The organism is Aliishimia ponticola (assembly GCF_004803475.1).
In the GTDB taxonomy this organism is placed as follows: Bacteria; Pseudomonadota; Alphaproteobacteria; order Rhodobacterales; family Rhodobacteraceae; genus Aliishimia; species Aliishimia ponticola.
Genome location: NZ_SRKY01000001.1, coordinates 422,406 through 439,852, shown reverse-complemented (window position 1 = coordinate 439,852; position 17,447 = coordinate 422,406). Strand labels below are relative to the sequence as shown.

15 protein-coding genes are annotated in these 17,447 nt (G+C 62.0%); 6 read left to right on the top strand and 9 right to left on the bottom strand.

Annotation, left to right across the window (positions count from 1 at the left end):
* Positions 1-30: 30 nt before the first annotated feature.
* The 8 genes from E4Z66_RS02125 to frr form a co-directional block, all read right to left on the bottom strand.
* Positions 31-588: an OmpH/Skp family outer membrane protein gene (locus E4Z66_RS02125; protein ID WP_136461282.1), complete on the bottom strand. Its 558-nt coding sequence runs from the start codon at positions 586-588 to the stop codon at positions 31-33.
* The gene (gene bamA, locus E4Z66_RS02120) at positions 588-2,942 is read right to left on the bottom strand and encodes an outer membrane protein assembly factor BamA (protein ID WP_136461281.1); all 2,355 of its coding nucleotides are present in this window, start codon (positions 2,940-2,942) and stop codon (positions 588-590) included. Before bamA ends, E4Z66_RS02125 begins: the two co-directional genes overlap by 1 nt.
* A gap of 149 nt (positions 2,943-3,091) precedes the next feature.
* Positions 3,092-3,217, bottom strand: a complete 126-nt coding sequence (locus E4Z66_RS19910; RefSeq protein WP_281276190.1) for a hypothetical protein — start codon at positions 3,215-3,217, stop codon at positions 3,092-3,094.
* 201 nt (positions 3,218-3,418) lie between these two features.
* Positions 3,419-4,768: an RIP metalloprotease RseP gene (gene rseP / locus E4Z66_RS02115; RefSeq protein ID WP_136461280.1), complete on the bottom strand. Its 1,350-nt coding sequence runs from the start codon at positions 4,766-4,768 to the stop codon at positions 3,419-3,421.
* Between the two features lie 6 nt (positions 4,769-4,774).
* A complete protein-coding gene (dxr, locus tag E4Z66_RS02110; protein WP_136461279.1) occupies positions 4,775-5,947 on the bottom strand; it encodes a 1-deoxy-D-xylulose-5-phosphate reductoisomerase in 1,173 nt (390 codons plus the stop codon).
* A complete protein-coding gene (locus E4Z66_RS02105) occupies positions 5,947-6,747 on the bottom strand; it encodes a phosphatidate cytidylyltransferase (protein WP_136461278.1) in 801 nt (266 codons plus the stop codon). Before E4Z66_RS02105 ends, dxr begins: the two co-directional genes overlap by 1 nt.
* A complete protein-coding gene (locus E4Z66_RS02100) occupies positions 6,744-7,466 on the bottom strand; it encodes an undecaprenyl pyrophosphate synthase (protein WP_136461277.1) in 723 nt (240 codons plus the stop codon). The genes E4Z66_RS02105 and E4Z66_RS02100 overlap by 4 nt, the downstream gene beginning before the upstream one ends.
* Before the next feature lie 146 nt (positions 7,467-7,612).
* Positions 7,613-8,176 carry a ribosome recycling factor gene (frr, locus tag E4Z66_RS02095; RefSeq protein ID WP_136461276.1) on the bottom strand — a complete coding sequence of 188 codons (564 nt, stop codon included), beginning with the start codon at positions 8,174-8,176 and terminating at the stop codon, positions 7,613-7,615.
* 149 nt (positions 8,177-8,325) lie between these two features.
* Here frr and E4Z66_RS02090 point away from each other — a divergent pair, with 149 nt between their 5' ends.
* Entirely contained in the window at positions 8,326-9,405 is a 1,080-nt protein-coding gene (locus tag E4Z66_RS02090; protein ID WP_136461275.1) for a Hint domain-containing protein, read from the top strand.
* A gap of 48 nt (positions 9,406-9,453) precedes the next feature.
* On the opposite strand, the gene pyrH is transcribed toward E4Z66_RS02090, so the two are convergent.
* A complete protein-coding gene (gene pyrH / locus E4Z66_RS02085; protein WP_136461274.1) occupies positions 9,454-10,176 on the bottom strand; it encodes a UMP kinase in 723 nt (240 codons plus the stop codon).
* A gap of 86 nt (positions 10,177-10,262) precedes the next feature.
* Between pyrH and miaA the strand changes: the two genes are divergently transcribed.
* The 5 genes from miaA (at position 10,263) to E4Z66_RS02060 (ending at position 17,146) form a co-directional block, all read left to right on the top strand.
* Entirely contained in the window at positions 10,263-11,138 is an 876-nt protein-coding gene (gene miaA / locus E4Z66_RS02080; RefSeq protein WP_211097100.1) for a tRNA (adenosine(37)-N6)-dimethylallyltransferase MiaA, read from the top strand.
* 48 nt (positions 11,139-11,186) lie between these two features.
* Entirely contained in the window at positions 11,187-12,083 is an 897-nt protein-coding gene (locus E4Z66_RS02075; protein WP_136461273.1) for an AraC family transcriptional regulator, read from the top strand.
* Between the two features lie 288 nt (positions 12,084-12,371).
* On the top strand, positions 12,372-13,418 hold the full coding sequence (locus E4Z66_RS02070; RefSeq protein ID WP_136461272.1) for an ABC transporter permease: 1,047 nt from the start codon (positions 12,372-12,374) through the stop codon (positions 13,416-13,418).
* Positions 13,419-13,432: 14 nt separating this feature from the next.
* Positions 13,433-14,917: an ABC transporter permease gene (locus E4Z66_RS02065; RefSeq protein WP_136461271.1), complete on the top strand. Its 1,485-nt coding sequence runs from the start codon at positions 13,433-13,435 to the stop codon at positions 14,915-14,917.
* Between the two features lie 108 nt (positions 14,918-15,025).
* On the top strand, positions 15,026-17,146 hold the full coding sequence (locus E4Z66_RS02060) for a dipeptide ABC transporter ATP-binding protein (RefSeq protein WP_136462104.1): 2,121 nt from the start codon (positions 15,026-15,028) through the stop codon (positions 17,144-17,146).
* The last annotated feature ends 301 nt before the right edge of the window (positions 17,147-17,447 follow it).

Below are 17,447 nucleotides of genomic sequence, written 5' to 3'. Positions count from 1 at the left end.
TTCGCAATTTAAGCGCGCAGCGCGGCAGGGTTACTCCTCCGGGGCGGCTGACCCATCCCCGATTTCCTGATTGATGCGTTCCAATGCGGCTTCGGTGATGTCGATGGCGGACAGGCTCAGAAACACGGTTTGCCGTTCCAGAACGACCACCGCGCCCGCTTCCTGCATCATCTGTTCCAGCACCGGCGCGGCGGCGGTCAGAAATTCCTGCAACCCGGTTTCGCGTTGGCGGATGATGGCGCGCGCCTTGTTTTCCTGCTCGCGCCGCAGTTCTCGGACCTTTTCATCGAAGGCATCGGCCAATTCGCGGAACGCGGCAGGTTCAAGCGTGCGCCGCTGCTCTGTCAGGTCTTTTTCCTCGGCCTCAAGCTCCGCCTCGATACGGCGGTTCTCGCGGGCCAATTCGGCACTTTGTTCGGCAATGTCCTGGGAAATCCGCTGCCCGAAAGCGCTGTCGCGGTAAAGCCGTTCAGGTTCCACAACCAGAACCGGGCTGCGCAGGGTGGCCGCGTCTTGCGCTGAAGCGGCCACCGGCAGTGTCATGGAGAGAGTGGCGGCGATGAACACGCCGCGCACAAAGGCACGCATCAGAATTGCGTCGACAGGGTCAGGTCGAAGGATTGTTCCTTGTCATAGGTTTCCTTCTGCAGCGCGTTCGAGAAGTTGAAGCGCAGCGGACCCAGAGGCGTTTCCCACAGGATCGACACACCGATGACATGGCGGAACGATCCGCTTTCGCCAACCACGTTGGACCCCGCTGCGGAGGTATCCACATCGTCAAGGTTCCACAGGTTGCCGATGTCGTAGAACAGACCGCCGGTGATCCCGTATTCTTCGGGCAGACCCAGCGGGAATTCCGCATCGAACCGTGCCGCGACGAAGTAGTTGCCCCCAAGAGAGTCATCCGCGCCGCTGCCGATATCGCGCGGACCGATGCCGCCGGGTTCAAAGCCGCGAATGATGGCCGGGTTCAGGACAAACCGATCAACCGCGCGGTTGGTGCCGCTTTGCCAGTGCAAAGCCCCCGCTTCGAGGGTGGCACGCAGGGTGACTTCCTCATTCGCGATCTTGGTCTGACCGACAACCTTGGCGGTGGTTTGGACATATTTGCTGTCGCCGCCCAGCCCGGCGAAGTCCTGGCCGAATTCCAGCAGCACGCCGGCATTGGGGTTCAGGCCCGTCAGGCGCGTGTCATAGGTATAGGTATAGCCAACGGAGAACGAGGTGGTTTCCCCCTCATCGATCTCAGATTGGATGATACCGCCGGGGGTTTCGTCATCTGCTTCGGACATGTCCAGCCGTTCTGCCGAAAGGCGCAGACCGAACCGGCCGTTTTCGCTGACCGGGAAGCTGATCGCAGGCTGGATGAACAGGCGTTCGAACTCATATGACGCGAATTGCGAGGTATTGTCCGTGTAGCTGGTCTGGAACGAGAATTGCAGATCCCGCCCAAGCAGAGCCGGTTCCACGAACGTGATGCCAGTGTTCTGCTGTTCTTCCGCCGTCGACACGTTCACCGAAAGCTGCTGGCCGCGACCAAGGAAGTTCGCTTCGGAGAAACGGATCGCCAGACCGAAGCCAGAGCTGCTGGAATAGGTGCCGCCGAAGGTCAGCGCACCGGTCGGCGCTTCGTCCACATCCACGTCCACGATCACCTGATCGGGCGAAGAGCCTTCGCGCGCATTCACCTCTGCCGTTTCGAAATAGGCCAAGGCGCGGATACGTTCGGCGCTTTCGCGGATTTCACGCGGGTTGAAGGGATCGCCCTCGACCACGCGGAACTGGCGGCGCACCACGCGGTCCAGCGTGGTGGTGTTGCCTTCGATGTCGATCCGCTCAACGAAGACACGCGGCCCACGGCTCAGGACATAATCCACATCCAGCGTCAGATCGCGATCGTTGCGGGTGACGCGCGGTTCCACACGCAGGAAGTCGATGCCGTTCTTTACGGCCAGACGTTCCATCCGCGCAATGTCGGCTTCGACCAGAACCGGCGAGTAAACCACACCGGGGCGCGATTTCACGGCGGCAAGGAACACGTCCTCATCCGCTTCGGGCATCTCGGAGGTCACTGTGACCGTGCCGAATTTGAACTGCTGGCCTTCCTGCACGTTGAAGACAAGGAAGTAACCATCGCGCTGGCGCGTCAGCTCGGCATTGACCGAGTTGGTGCGGAAATCGACATAGCCACGGGACAGGTAGAAATCGCGCAGCACCTGCTTGTCGAATTCGATCCGGTCCTCGACCAGCGTGTCACGGCGCACGAACTGGCGGAACAGGCCCGCCTGTTTTGTGCCCAGAACGCGGCGCAGGCGGCGATCGGAATAGGTGCGGTTGCCGACAAAGCTGAGCCGTTCGATTTCGACGACGCTGCCTTCAAAGATTTCAAACACCAGATCGACGCGGTTGTCGCTGCGGCGGATCACACGCGGGGTGACACGCGCGGCCAGACGGCCTTCATTCGCATAGGCTTCGGAAATCGCAGCCGAATCGCGCTCAACCACCGATGGGTTATAGACCCGGCGTTCCTGCGATTGGGTCAACGCGGCCAGTGCGTCATTCTTGATGCGCCGGTTGCCCTCATAGCTAATGCGGTTGATCGTCGGGTATTCGACGACGGTGATCACCAGCGTGCTTCCCTGCGGCTCGATCGAGACGGTTTCGAACAGTCCCGAGCCTTGCAGTCGTTGCAGCGCGCCATTGACCTGACCACCGGTCACGGTCTCGCCGCGGGCAATGCCAGCCGTTTGCAGGATCGACGCATCGCCGATCCGCTGGTTGCCTTCGATTCTTACAGTGTTGAAGCGGTAGCTTTGTGCGGCGACCGATACGACGCTGAGCACCAATGTCAGAGCTACCAGAAGCGCAAAACCGAACCGGATCAATCGGTTAGCGTCATCACGCGCCACCGCTTTTGCGGTGTTCGTTGTCCTCGATGTCATTGCCTATCCCAAACCGTCTTTATTCTTGTAGGTTTGAGTACCCCGGAATCGCGGCTGTTGTCAAAACACCAAACGCCCCTTTACGGGGCGTTGCGGCGGGTCGGTCACATATTGGAAGCGCCCGGCGATGCGGGCGTGATCAACGCAGATCAGAGGCTGCCGACAAGGCTGCCGATGAAGAGCGCGAAGATCACCGTGAAAATATAAAGGACGCGGTCCCAATTCAGCGTCATCACAAGGCTCAACGCCCGGTATCCGTCATTCAAAGTTTGCATCGTCACCACCCAAAGTGTCTCGTCAGTTAAAAGAATTTCGCCGATCTATGCGGCATAGATATCGCAGAAATGAGGCGAAATCTGGGCAAGCCGCCTTTTTCAACCGCTGCGTGAGGGCGCGCGGATGGCCCGCGCCACCCCGGGTTGCAAGACCCCCGCGCATAGCCCGTCAGCCAAGCAGCGCAGGGCCGCGCCGCCCCGTCAGGGACAGCGGAAATCGTTATACAGCGCGAAGACCATCAACGACAGAACCAGCGTCAGGCCGATGGTCATCAGAACCCGCAGCGCCGCATCGCTGGGCGGGCGGCCCATCACGGCCTCATAGGCGTAGAACACAAGGTGCCCGCCATCCAGCGCCGGGATCGGAAAGAGGTTCAGCAGCCCCACAGCGGTGGACAGCACCGCGATGAAGACCACAAAGCTGAGAAACCCCTGGCTTGCCATCTGGCCAGAGACCTGCGCGATCCCCACCGGGCCCGACAGGTTACAGGTGCCAATGTTGCCCGCGATCATGTGCCAAAGCCCCGAAAGCGAGCCGGTGATGATCTCGCCCGTGCGGTCGACACCGCGCAGCAGCGCCGCGCCGGGGCCAAGCGTTTCGCGCGCCGGTGTAAAGCTATAGCCCGACGCCACACCAATGCGCCATTGGGTCTGGAACCCGCCTTCGTCCAGCGGCTCGTCAATGCGTTTGGGCGACAGGGACACGGCAATCTCCTGCCCGTCGCGCCAAACCGTCAGGTCCAGCGTGGCCCCATCCGACCCTTCCACCGCGTTTTTCAGTTGCGAGAACGCAAAGACCGGGGTGCCGTCGATGGCCGTAATGACATCACCGATTTCCAGCTCTGCCGCCATGGCCGCGCTTTTGGCAGACAGGCCCGCAATGACCGGCGGCAGGATATAGGGATCGGTCAATTCGACCTGCGTGCCGTCCCGTTCGACGACGAAGGGCAGCACCGGCTCGACCGGGATGGCATCCAGAAACTCGCCATAGGCCGGATCGTCCTTGCGCGGAATTTCGAGCCCGGCAACCTCGACGATCACATCGCCCGGCTCCAGCCCGCGCGTTTGCGACGGCAGCGGGGTCAATTCGCCCACGGTCAATGGCTCCCGGTCCTGCCCGGCGGTCATGGCCACCGCTGCGAACACCAGAATCGACATGATGAAGTTGAACACCGGCCCGGCCGCGACAGTCGCCGTGCGCGCCCAAAGCGGTGCGCCATGCATCGTGCGGCGATAGGCAACCGGATCGCGGGCGGCTTCTTCCATCGCGTCCTCATCCTTGCCCGAGGCCGCATTGGAATCGCCCGCGAATTTCACATAGCCGCCAAAGGGCAACGCCGCGATTTGCCACCGCGTGCCGCGCTTGTCATGGCGCGACCATAGCACCGGGCCGAACCCGATGGAGAACACATCCGCATGGATACCGGACCAGCGCCCCACGATGTAATGGCCGTATTCATGGATCGCGACAATCACGCTCAGCGCGACGACGAAGGCGACGATGGTCCAGATGAGCCCGCCAAACTGGGGAAGAAGCGATACGATATCCAAAGGTATTTATCCTGCTTTTCTGCTGATCGCCGTGCGCGCGGCCTTGCGTGCCAGATGGTCCACGGCAAGCACGTTATCAAGAGTCATTTCGGCATCAATGAGGCCATCGACCGCTTTCTCGTCGGTCAAAACCTGTTCGACGACCTCTGCCATCTGGGTAAAGCGCAGGCGGCCATCGATGAAGCCATCAAGCGCGATTTCCTTGGCGGCGTTGAACACCGCACCAGAAAGTCCGCCGCGCTTCATCACGTCGCGCGCAAGCCGCAGCGCGGGCCAGCGCGTGTCATCGGGCGCGCGGAAGGTGAATTGCCCCAGCGCCGCCAGATCGAGCCGTTCTACCGGCAGGCTGCGCCGGTCGGGGTAATGCAGTGCGAACCCGATCGCGTGGCGCATATCGGGCGGGCCAACATGTGCCATCAGCGCGCCGTCATTGAAGCCGACCAGGGCGTGGATCATGGATTCGGGATGCACGATCACTTCGATCTGGTCCGGGTCCACGCCAAAAAATTCCCGCGTCTCAATAACTTCGAGCGCCTTGTTGAACATCGACGCGCTGTCGATCGTGATCCTTTGCCCCATATCCCAATTGGGATGGGCAGAGGCTTGTTCCAGCGTGGCATGGGCCAGCTTTTCCAGCGGCCAATCGCGGAATGCCCCGCCGGACGCGGTGATGATGATCCTTTCGACCGCAGCCATCTCCTCGCCGATCAGGGCTTGGAAGACGGCGGAATGTTCACTGTCCACCGGCAACAGCTTGCCGCCATGACGCTGCGCGGTTTTCAGGGCCAACGCCCCGGCGCAGACCAGCGATTCCTTGTTGGCAAGGGCCAGCGTCGCACCCTGTTCCAGCGCGGTCAGACCGGGCGCAAGACCCGCCGCCCCGACAATCGCCGACATGACCCAATCGGCAGGGCGCGCGGCGGCCTCGATCAGCGCCTCCGGCCCGGCGGCGGTTTCGATCCCGGTTCCGGCCAGCGCCTCTTTCAACTCGGGGCCCAAATCCGGCGCGGCGGTCACGGCGATCCTGGCCCGAAGCCGTACCGCATCCTGCGCCAGTTGCGCGATGTTGCGCGCCCCGGTCAGCGCAACGACTTCGTACTCGTCCGGCGCGCGGGCGATCAGGTCGATCGTGTTCTGACCGATGGAGCCGGTCGATCCGAAGATACTGACGCGCCGCATCAGGTCAGCCCGCCGGGAAATCCGGTCAGCCAGGCGATGACCAGCAATACAAGGCTCGCCCCCAGAAGCGCGTCGAACCGATCCAGAACGCCGCCATGGCCGGGAATCAGCGCAGAGCTGTCCTTGACCCCGGACCGGCGCTTGATCGCGCTTTCGCCGATATCGCCCAATTGCCCGGCAAAGCTGAGCAGGACAGACAGCAGAACGATCTGCACCATCATGCCAGAGCCGAGGCCGAACAATATCCCGACCAGCGCCGCGCCGCCCCAGCCCGCAATGGTGCCGGACCATGTTTTCTTGGGGCTGATACGGGGCCAGAATTTCGGGCCACCAAAGGTCTTGCCTGCGAAATAGCCCGCGATATCCGTCGCGATGATCACGCTCACGACCCAGACCACCCAGCCGATCCCCAACTGGCTGCGCAATGCGATCAACACGATGGACCCCAGAAGGATCACCAGCGCATAGCCCGCGCCAAGCTTCCAGTTCGGGAAAGACACCAGCCCCACCAGCGCCGTGGTGCCCAGCACCAAGGCCATCGCCCCCCAAAAGCCCGCCGCCGGAACCAGCCAGACCGCCAGCGCCGCGACCGCCCCCACCGCAATGGCAGAAAGCCGCCGGTGCGGCGCGCGCATCCGCACCAATTCCCAGATCATCAGACCCGCGACACCGGCAACAAGGCCGCGAAATGGCCAGCCGCCATTCCAGATGCAGATACTGCCGATGATCACCATGACCGCCGCCGATCCGATCCGCGTTGTCAGGTCATTCCACTTGCCGCTCTGCGTGCCGGGGGTCATGCGGACACGCCACCAAAGCGCCGGTCCCGCGTCCCGTAAGCGTTGCAGAGCCGCGCGAATTCCTCGGCGCTGAAATCGGGCCAGAGCGTGTCGATGAATTCATATTCCGCATAGGCCGACTGCCAGAGCAAAAAGTTCGAAATCCGCGCCTCGCCCGATGTGCGGATCACAAGATCCGGGTCGGGCAGAACATGGGTATCGAGATAACGTGGCAGCGTTTCCTCATCCACCGTTTCGGGGTCGAGCGTGCCATTGGCCACGTCCTGCGCCAGCCGCTTGGTCGCGCGCGCGACCTCGTCCCGCCCGCCGTAATTGAGGGCGATGGTCAGGTTCACGCGGGTGTTGTTTTCAGTCAGGCCTTCAAGCTCGTGCATGAGCGCGGCGAGTTTGTCGTCAAGCCGGTCTCGGTCGCCGATAAATCGGACCCGCACGCCCTCCTCCAACAGCGCGCGGGCCTCTTTGGTGATATAGCGGCGAAACAGGCTCATCAGCCCGGCCACTTCCACCTGTGTGCGTTTCCAATTCTCGGTCGAGAAGGCAAAAATCGTCAGATACTGGACACCAAGATCGGGGCAAGCTTCCACGATCTCGCGGACGCGGCGCGCCCCGGCATGGTGCCCGAACAGACGCGGACGGCCCCGTTGTTTGGCCCAGCGGCCATTGCCATCCATGATGATCGCCACATGACGTGGACCGGCTGAGGCAGGCTCGCGCGAAATGGGACAATCCTTTCATCGTTCCGTAAGTCCCGCGCGGCAACAATCGCTTCTGCCCTGCGGAAGGCGTCGGTCTGTGAGGGCCTGCCCTAAAGGATGCACGGCCTTCGGGCAAGCCCGGGCGCGAAACCTGCGCCCTTGTCCGCCGATCAGACTTGCATGATCTCTTCTTGCTTGGTCTCAAGCGCGGCGTCGACAGCCTTGATGAATTCGTTCGTCATATCCTGCACTTCGCCTTCCCACAGCTTCTGATCGTCCTCGGACATGCCGTCGGCCTTGGCTTTCTTGATCTGGTCCATCCCGTCGCGGCGCACGTTGCGGATCGACACGCGGGCGTGTTCGGCATACTGGCCCGCGACTTTGCCAAGCTCGCGGCGGCGTTCCTCGTTCAGTTCGGGAATCGGCAGCATGATGATCGTGCCATTGAGCTGCGGGTTGATGCCCAGCCCGCTTTCGCGGATCGCCTTTTCCACGGCATTGACCATGGATTTGTCCCAGACATTGATCGTGACCATACGCGGTTCGGGCACGTTGACCGTGCCGACCTGGTTGATCGGAGTCTGCTGTCCGTAGGCTTCGACCATCACCGGCTCAAGCATGGATGCACTTGCCCGCCCGGTCCGCAGCGACGCGAATTCGGTCCGCAGATTGGCCATGGCCCCATCCATCCGCCGCCGAAGGTCGTCAGTATCCAGCATGAAATCGTCAGACATGGAATGCCCCCTTGTTTTTGCAGGCATATAAACGCTCGCCCGGGGGAAAGTACAGTGGTCATGCGCGCCGCGTCGCAATCAGCGCCTGGGTTAACGCGGTATCAAGACCGAACCTCTATGAGAAGGCGGGGCAACGGACGCGCAGGTTTATGATCACCACGACCAACACGATGGTCTATATCGGGAATTTCGCCGATATGGACACCGATGAGACCGACTTTGATGTCGAGTTGCGCGATACGGTGCTGGGCACTTACGACGCCTTTTCCGACCTCGAAGTGGTCGATATCACCAGCTATGACGCCAATGACGACAGCGCCATCTTTGACGATGAATCCGGCAATGGCGATTATGTCGAATATACGCAAGGCGGCGTGTTTCATTCCAGCCGCCCGGACGCCTCCATGCTGTATCAGGCCCGCGTCACGGATGTGAACGGCACGGTCCATGACATCGAAGTCGTGTTGGTTCAGATGACCAATGGCGATGTGTTTGTCGGCGACAAGGAAAACCTTGGCAATTTCGACAATCTCACGATCCGGTCGATAGAACTTTACGCACCGGGAAATCACAACGCCTATGGCTACTATACGTGGCAGAACGCCGAAAATACGACCGTATGCTTTTGTGCGGGAACGCTGCTGCGGACCGCGCGGGGGCTGCGCGATATCGCGGCACTGCGCCGGGGCGATCTGGTGATGACGCTGGATGACGGATGGGCGGTGATCGACTGGATCGGCGGCACGGTCCTTGGCACGCCGGGACACAACGCAGCAATCCGCATCGGAGCGGGCGCATTGGCACCGGGCGTGCCGCGCCGGACGCTTTGTGTTTCGCCGCAACACCGCATTCTGATCCGGTCCCGCATCGCGGAACGCATGTTCGGCCAGAAGGAAATTCTGGTTGCGGCAAAGCGGTTGTTGGGCCTGCCCTCCATCGGTCAGGACCCGCCGGGCAAGCCCGTTCATTACATTCATCTGTCGCTGCTGCGCCACCATCTGATCGAGGCGGAAGGATGCTGGTCAGAAAGCCTGTTCCCTGGAGAAATGGCGCGCAAAGGCTTGCCGCCCGAGATCGCGCGCGCCGCCTTTGCCGAAACGGACGGAACCGATGCGACGCCTGCGCGCCTTATCCCGCCCGGACGCCGGGTCGCGCGGCTTTTGGCACGGCATCGCAAGAACGCGCTGCCTCTCGTCGGTCCCGATAGGGCCACGCATCCGCACCTGTGATCCCAACCGCGCCCGCGCCCGGCGTGATCCGGCGGCGCCGATTTCGGCTTAGCCCTGCACGCGCGTATAGGTGCCTTTGCCAGCCAGAACGCCCCGGAAACCGCCCGGTTCATCCAGCGAAAAGACGATGATGGGCAGGTTGTTGTCCCGTGCCAGCGCAATGGCCGAGGCGTCCATCACCCCAAGCCGCTTTGCCAGCGCCTCGTCATAGGTCACCGTGTCATAACGTTTGGCATCATCGAACTTCATCGGGTCCTTGTCATAGACCCCATCGACCTTGGTGCCTTTGAAAATCGCCTCGCAGGCCATTTCATTGGCCCGCAGCGTGGCAGCGGTATCGGTCGTGAAATAGGGGTTGCCCGTCCCCGCGGCGAAGATGCACACACGCTTTTTCTCAAGGTGCCGCACGGCGCGGCGGCGGATATACGGCTCTGCCACCTCGTTCATCGTGATGGCCGAGATAACGCGGGTGAAGACGCCCATCCCCTCAAGCGCGGACTGCATCGCCAGCGCGTTCATCACGGTGGCCAGCATCCCCATATAGTCGGCGGTCGTGCGTTCCATCCCCTGCGCGCTGCCTTGCAGGCCCCGGAAGATGTTGCCGCCGCCGATCACCATGCAGATCTCCACGCCCATGTCGTGGACCGATTTGACCTCTTGCGCGATGCGCTGAACGGTGGGCGGATGCAGGCCAAAGCCTTGGTCGCCCATCAGGGCCTCTCCCGAGATTTTCAGCATGACCCGTTTAAACTGTGTTGTGTCCTCGGTCATCGCTGTCCCCTGTCTGGTCTGCTGGTGGTCTCGCATTCGCGCGCAACCTGTCCTAAAACGCGCGGTACTTCAATGGCGAGACGCGTATGATTGACGACATTCTTGAACAGATTTCGCCGGAGCGCCCGGTCCTGATCGCCGGGCCGACCGCGTCGGGCAAATCGGCGCTGGCGCTGGCCATCGCGGAACGTCAGGGCGGGGTCATCGTGAATGCCGATGCCAGTCAGGTCTATGACTGCTGGCGGGTGATCTCGGCCCGGCCCTCTGCGGCGGAAGAGGCGCGCGCGCCCCATGCGCTTTATGGTCATGTGCCCTATGATGCGCCCTACTCCACCGGGCATTGGCTGCGCGAGGTTGCCCCGTTTTTGCAAGGCGCAGAGCGGCCCATCATCGTGGGCGGCACCGGGCTGTATTTCGCCGCGCTGACGGAAGGTCTGTCCGACATTCCCGCCACACCGCCCGAGCTGCGCCTTGCCGCCGATGCGTTGCCATTGGCAGAGCTGCTGGCGGCGCTTGACCCGGACACGCGCAGCCGGATCGATACGGCCAACCGCGCGCGGGTGCAGCGCGCATGGGAAGTACAGCGCGCAACCGGGCGTGGATTGGCCGCATGGCAGGATGACACCGCGCCACCGCTTTTGCCGCTGTCGCAGGCCCAGCCCATCGTGGTCGAGGCCCCCAAAGCCTGGCTGACCCCGCGAATCGAGGCGCGCTTCGGCCAGATGCTGGAGGCGGGCGCGTTGGACGAAATACGCGCCATGGCCCCGCAATACGATCCCGCCCTGCCCGCCTTCCGCGCCATCGGCGTGCCGGAACTCATGGCGGTGCTGGAGGGACGAATGACACTGGAGGCCGCGCAGGAGGCCGCCACGATCGCGACCCGGCAATATGCCAAACGCCAACGCACATGGTTTCGCAAACGCTGTCGCGACTGGCGTCCGGTTCTGGCCAGCAGTCTCTAAAACTGTCTTTTCCTGACATTATTCTGGCCAATCAGGGCGTAATACTGCATGAATTACAGCAATTCATGCCCCGTCGCCATGCAGACACAGCCCGAATATGATCCCCCTCACGTGACCTCGCTGGCGCAAAGCCTGCGGATCGCACAATGGCGTATGTGCCTGCTGCACAGCGCGCCGCAGCACCGGCTTATCTGGCTGACACAGGGTCAGGGCCGTGCGCTGATCGACACCCGGCGGCGCGGAATTGGTGCGCATAACCTCATATTCTTACCCGCCGGGCACCTCTTTGCCCTTGATGCCGGACCGCCGCCCATGGGCCATATCCTGAGCGTCCCGCCCGGTCATGCGGGCAATTGGCCCGTTTGGCCGTCGCTGGCGCGCGCGCTGGATGTGCGCGAACAAGGTGAGATCACCGCCCTGTTCGACGCGATGAGCCGTGAACAATCGATGCAGCGCAGCGGTTGGGCCGACGCCATGGGCGCGCTGTCGCAGCTGATGGCGGTCTGGCTGATCCGCGTGAACGAAGGCCACCTGCTGGCGGACGGCTCCGGCGCGCCGCTGAAGGACGCGGCGACACACGACACGGCAGCGGACCGGCTGATCGGCGCGTTCCTGTCCGATCTCGAACGGCTTTACCCGCAAGGCGCGCCGATGGCCTCTTACGCCGAACGGCTGGATGTCACGGCCACGCACCTGTCGCGGGTCTGCAAGGCACGGCTGGGCCGCAGCGCCTCGGAACTGATCGTGGAGCGGACGCTCCATGCCGCGCGCGACCGGCTTGAAACGACAAGCACCCCGGTCAAGGACATCGCCGCCGGGCTTGGCTTCCGCTCTGCTGCCTATTTTTCACGCTTTATACAAAGCCATACGGGAAACAGCCCGCGCGCATTGCGCAAGCGCGCAAGAGAGGCCACAGAACGGGCCAGACAGACCGCCGCGTCTTAAAAAAGTTGGCAGATGTCGCTTTATACCCCGCAACATGTCGCAAAAGTTACACGCTCTTGCATTGGAAATGTTGACCGTACTGTTAAAGTGCTGCCTCAATGGTGACACGCGGCGCGCCCGCCAAGAGGCGCCCAAGAACCAAAATGCACGGGGAGGTCGGTCTGCTTGCACAAGCAACCGGCGGTCAATGCAAATAACGAAAGTGCGGCTTTGCGCTGCCGAATAATGCGCGGATGGGCACATGCCTGCCGCACACCCGACACCGGGGCCTGACCGACAGGGACTTATATGGGACTATTCATCTTACGCAGGTTGGCAGTCATGCTGTTCACAGCACTCTGTCTGACCTTCATCGTGTTCTTTCTGACAAATCTGGAACCGAACCTCGAAAAGCTCGCCAAGACGGAAGGCAACTTCCGCATGTCCGACGAAGCGGTGCAAAGCTGGCTTTCAGATCGGGGCTATACCGACAATACCTTCGTGAAATTCGGGCGCTGGATGGGCGTCGCACCGGGTTGGGAGACCGTGAAAGAAGATGGCACCGTCCTGCGTCAGTGCCGCGATGCCAAGCTGCCAGAGGAAGACCGCGCGACCTATTGCGGCGTCTTGCAGGGTGACTGGGGCTATTCGCTGCGCTTCAAGACGGATGTGAGCAACGTGATCAGCGAACGGCTTGGCGCAACAGGCAAGCTGATGTTCTTCGTGATGATCTTCATGGTGCCGATGGCGCTGATCGTGGGCGTGCTGGCTGGGATGCGCGAGGGGTCCGGGCTGGACCGGTCACTCTCGACCTTCTCCATCGCGACCACGGCAACGCCGGAATATGTGTCGGGCGTGATCTTCATCGCGGTGTTCTCCTCTTCCGCGGTTGGGCTGAAATGGTTCAAGGGATCCGCCACGTCGGCGCTGGAAGACATCACCTTCGAGAACTTCACCCTGCCCGTCCTGACCATTGCCCTGTATGGCATGGGTTATGTGGCGCGGATGACGCGGGCCTCCATGACAGAGGTCATGACCGCGCAATTCATCCGGACCGCGCGGCTCAAGGGGGTGAGCTTTCGCAACATCGTTCTCAAACATGCGCTGCGCAACGCGCTGATCGCGCCCTTTACCGTGATCATGCTGCAATTCCCCTGGCTGCTGAACGGCGTCGTGATCGTCGAGACCCTGTTCAACTACAAGGGCTTCGGCTGGGCCTTGGTCGAAGCGGCGAGCAATAACGATATCGAATTGCTGCTTGCGGTATCCGTGGTGTCGGTGGCCGTGGTTCTGATCACGCAGCTGATATCGGATATCGGCTATGTCTACCTGAACCCGCGCATCCGCGTCAGCTGAGGGAGGAGAAACTCATGGAACCTCTTACTTGGACAGGCGGTCTGGGCACTGTGCTGGACCCGATCTTCTTCCTCGCCGCGGGCCTTCTGGCGGTCAGCCTCGTGCTGCAGGTGATCCTTGCCTATGCCGCGCCTTCGGGCCGGGCGCAGATCAACCCCGATGGCACGATTGCCGCCGATACCGGGCCTTACGGCATGGTCAGCCGCGCGTCGATGTATCTGCTGCTTTTGCTGATCGCGACGGTGCTGGCCTATATCGCGGTGGGCGCGGTGCTGGGGCCGAACGGCGCGGGCATTGTCGGCGGTCTGGCGCGGCGTCTGCTGCCCGTTTGGATCGCGCTGGTGCTGCTTTATGCGGTGTCGATCGCCTATAAGCGCAAGCTGGGCCTGTACGGAAAGCTCTTTGATTCCACGGTCGGTATGATCGGCTTCGGGCTGGTGATGTTCTGGGTCTTTGTCGGCGTGTTCGGTGCGATGGACCTGATCATCACGCATCAGCCGCTGGACGTCGTGTCCGGCATGAAGAACAAGGTGCCCGGCACGCCTTTGCGCGGGGCCGAAGATGGCGACTATGCTTGGTATCTGCTGGGCGGTGACAACCTTGCCCGCGATGTGTTCAGCCGGATCGTCAAAGGCGCGTGGGAGGTGATCAAGATCGCCCCCTTCGCCACGCTGTTTGCCTTCATGGTCGGGATCACGCTGGGGCTTCCGGCGGCCTATTACGGTGGCTGGCTGGATATGCTGATCTCGTTCCTTGCGAACCTGATCCTCGCCTTCCCGGTCATCTTGCTGTTCTACCTGCTTGTCACGCCCGAGATTTCCGCCGTGGGCGTGCCGAAATACATGGCGATGTTCCTCTTCGCCTTCCCGATCATCTTTGCGGCGGTGCTGCTCAATTCGCGCTATCACACGCAGCCATCGCTGCGCACGCCGCTGATGGTGATCGTGCTGGGGCTGCTGATCTATGGCTATCTGGTGATGGTGTCCGATGGCGGCTATCTGCTGGACACGCGGCGCGGCGACGCCAAGGGCTATACCTTCCCCGGCCTGCCAAGCGCGCTCGACTTCTTTGACATGCCGCCGGGCATTCTGGTGGTCTTCGTGTCGGTCGTGTTCGTGAACTCCCCCACGGTGTTCCGCATCGTGCGCGGCCTCGCGCTGGACATCAAAACCCGTGACTACGTGGCGGCGGCGCAAACCCGCGGCGAAGGCCCGTGGTACATCATGCTGTGGGAAATCCTGCCCAACGCGCGCGGGCCGCTGATCGTCGATTTCTGCCTGCGCATCGGCTATACCACGATCCTTCTGGGCACCCTTGGCTTCTTCGGACTGGGCCTGCCGCCCGATAGCCCGGACTGGGGAACCACGATCAATGACGGGCGCAAGCTGCTGTCGATCTATCCCCACGCGGCCATCTTCCCTGCGGTTTCGCTTCTGACGCTGGTTCTGGGTTTGAACCTGCTGGCGGACGGGCTGCGCGAAGAAAGCCTGAAGGACTAAGACAGACTGCTCCGGGGCGCGAGTCCCGGGGCCTCCAACAGGGCGCTCCGCAGGATCTGCACGCAAAATGGCGGACACGGGGCGGAATAGGAGACGACTTAAATGACGATGACGGACCCCCAGACGCAGACGCAGACCGCTGGCACGGCCAAGGGCGCGTATGACGGACCGATCCTCGAGATCGACAAGCTGTCCATTTCCTTCTTCACCCGGCTGCGGGAAATTCCGGCGGTGATGGATTTCTCTGTCGCGGTGCAACCGGGCGAAGCGGTTGGCCTTGTGGGCGAATCCGGCTGCGGCAAATCCACCGTGGCGCTGGGGGTGATGCAGGATCTGGGCGTCAACGGCCGTGTCGTGGGCGGGTCGATCAAGTTCAAGGGCCGCGATCTGGGCCAGATGAGCATGGAAGAGCTGCGCGATATCCGCGGCTCCGAGATCGCGATGATCTATCAGGAGCCCATGGCCTCGCTCAACCCGGCGATGAAGATCGGCAAGCAGCTTATGGAAGTGCCGATGATCCACCAGGGGCTGGACGAGAAGGCCGCCTATGATCGCGCGCTACAGGTGGTCACGGATGTGAAACTGCCCGATCCCAAGCGGATCCTGAACTCCTATCCGCACCAATTGTCAGGCGGCCAGCAACAGCGGATCGTCATCGCCATGGCGCTGATGTCAGAGCCGTCGCTGCTGATCCTGGACGAGCCGACCACCGCGCTTGACGTGACGGTCGAGGCCGCCGTGGTCGAACTGGTCAAGGATCTGGGCAAGAAATACGGCACCTCCATGCTGTTCATCAGCCACAACCTTGGTCTGGTGCTGGAAACCTGCGACCGCATCTGTGTGATGTATTCCGGCGAGGCGGTCGAGCGCGGCTCTATCGAGGATGTGTTCGACGAGATGCAGCACCCCTATACGCAGGCGCTGTTCCGGTCGATCCCACTGCCGGGGGCCGACAAGAACGCGCGCCCGCTGGTGGCCATTCCCGGCAACTTCCCCCTGCCCCATGAACGCCCGCCGGGCTGTAATTTCGGGCCGCGCTGCGACTATTTCGAAGCCGGGCGCTGCGATCAAAGCAACATTCCGATGTTCGACGTGCCGGGCAATGAACGCCATGCAACGCGCTGCCTGCGCTTTCAGGAAATCGACTGGAACGCGCCCATCACCGTGGGCGAGGCCACGCAAAAGAACGAACCGGGCAAGGTCGTTCTGAAGATGGAGAACCTCAAGAAATACTACGAGGTTGCGGCCAATGCGCTGTTCGGCGGCGGCGAGAAGAAAGTCGTCAAGGCCAATGAAACCCTGTCTTTCGAGGCCCGCGAAAGCGAGACCCTGGCCATCGTGGGCGAATCCGGCTGCGGCAAGTCCACCTTTGCCAAGGTGCTTATGGGATTGGAGACCGCGACCGACGGGAAAATCCTGCTGGACAACCAAAGCATCGAAGACGTGCCTATCGAAAAGCGCGATACCAAGACCATCGCGGATGTGCAGATGGTGTTCCAGAACCCGTTCGATACGCTCAATCCGTCGATGACGGTGGGCCGGCAGATCATCCGCGCGCTTGAGATTTTCAAGATCGGCAAGAACGAGGCAGAGCGCAAAAAGCGTATGCTGGAGCTTCTGGACGTGGTGAAACTGCCGCGCGCCTTTGCTGACCGGATGCCGCGCCAATTGTCGGGCGGGCAGAAGCAGCGGGTCGGCATTGCACGGGCTTTTGCGGGGGGTGCGCGGATCGTGGTGGCGGATGAACCCGTCTCGGCGCTGGATGTGTCGGTGCAGGCCGCCGTGACCGATCTGCTGATGGAAATTCAGCGCAACGAAAAGACCACGCTGCTGTTCATCTCGCATGATTTGAGCATCGTGCGGTATCTGTCGGACCGCGTGATGGTCATGTATCTGGGCCATGTGGTCGAACTGGGCGATACCGATCAGGTCTTCTCCCCGCCCTATCATCCCTATACGGAGGCGCTGCTTTCGGCGGTGCCAATTGCCGACACGTCGATCCAGAAAGAGCATATCGTGCTCGAAGGCGACATCCCGTCTGCCATGAACCCGCCGCCGGGCTGCCCGTTCCAGACGCGCTGCCGCTGGAAAGACAAGGTCGCGGGTGGATTGTGCGAAAAAGAGGTGCCGCCCGTGCGCCAATTGGGCGGCGGACACCAGATCAAGTGCCACCTGCCCGATGCGGAACTCAACGCGATGACCCCGGTCATCAAGGTCGCGGCCGAATAATCCGGGCCAATCGGCCCGAGGCGCGCGCGGGAATTACCTGCGCGCGCCGGTGCAAATCCCGTCGCGATTGAGTTTCCCGCCTTTGCGGCACCGCTGAGCCACTTTGGGAACGCTGTGATAACCAACTGGCCGGATCGCTGTTGACTTTCGTGGGACGAACCCTCATGTGAGGGTCAATGCTGCGTCGCCGCGTGAAGCGACCCGTGCCATTTGCGCCCCTTCGGGCTGCCCTTGCACAGCAGCGAAACCTTTTTCCCGGTTCCCCATCACGCAGGGTTCACACCGCCTGACCTTTGGAATG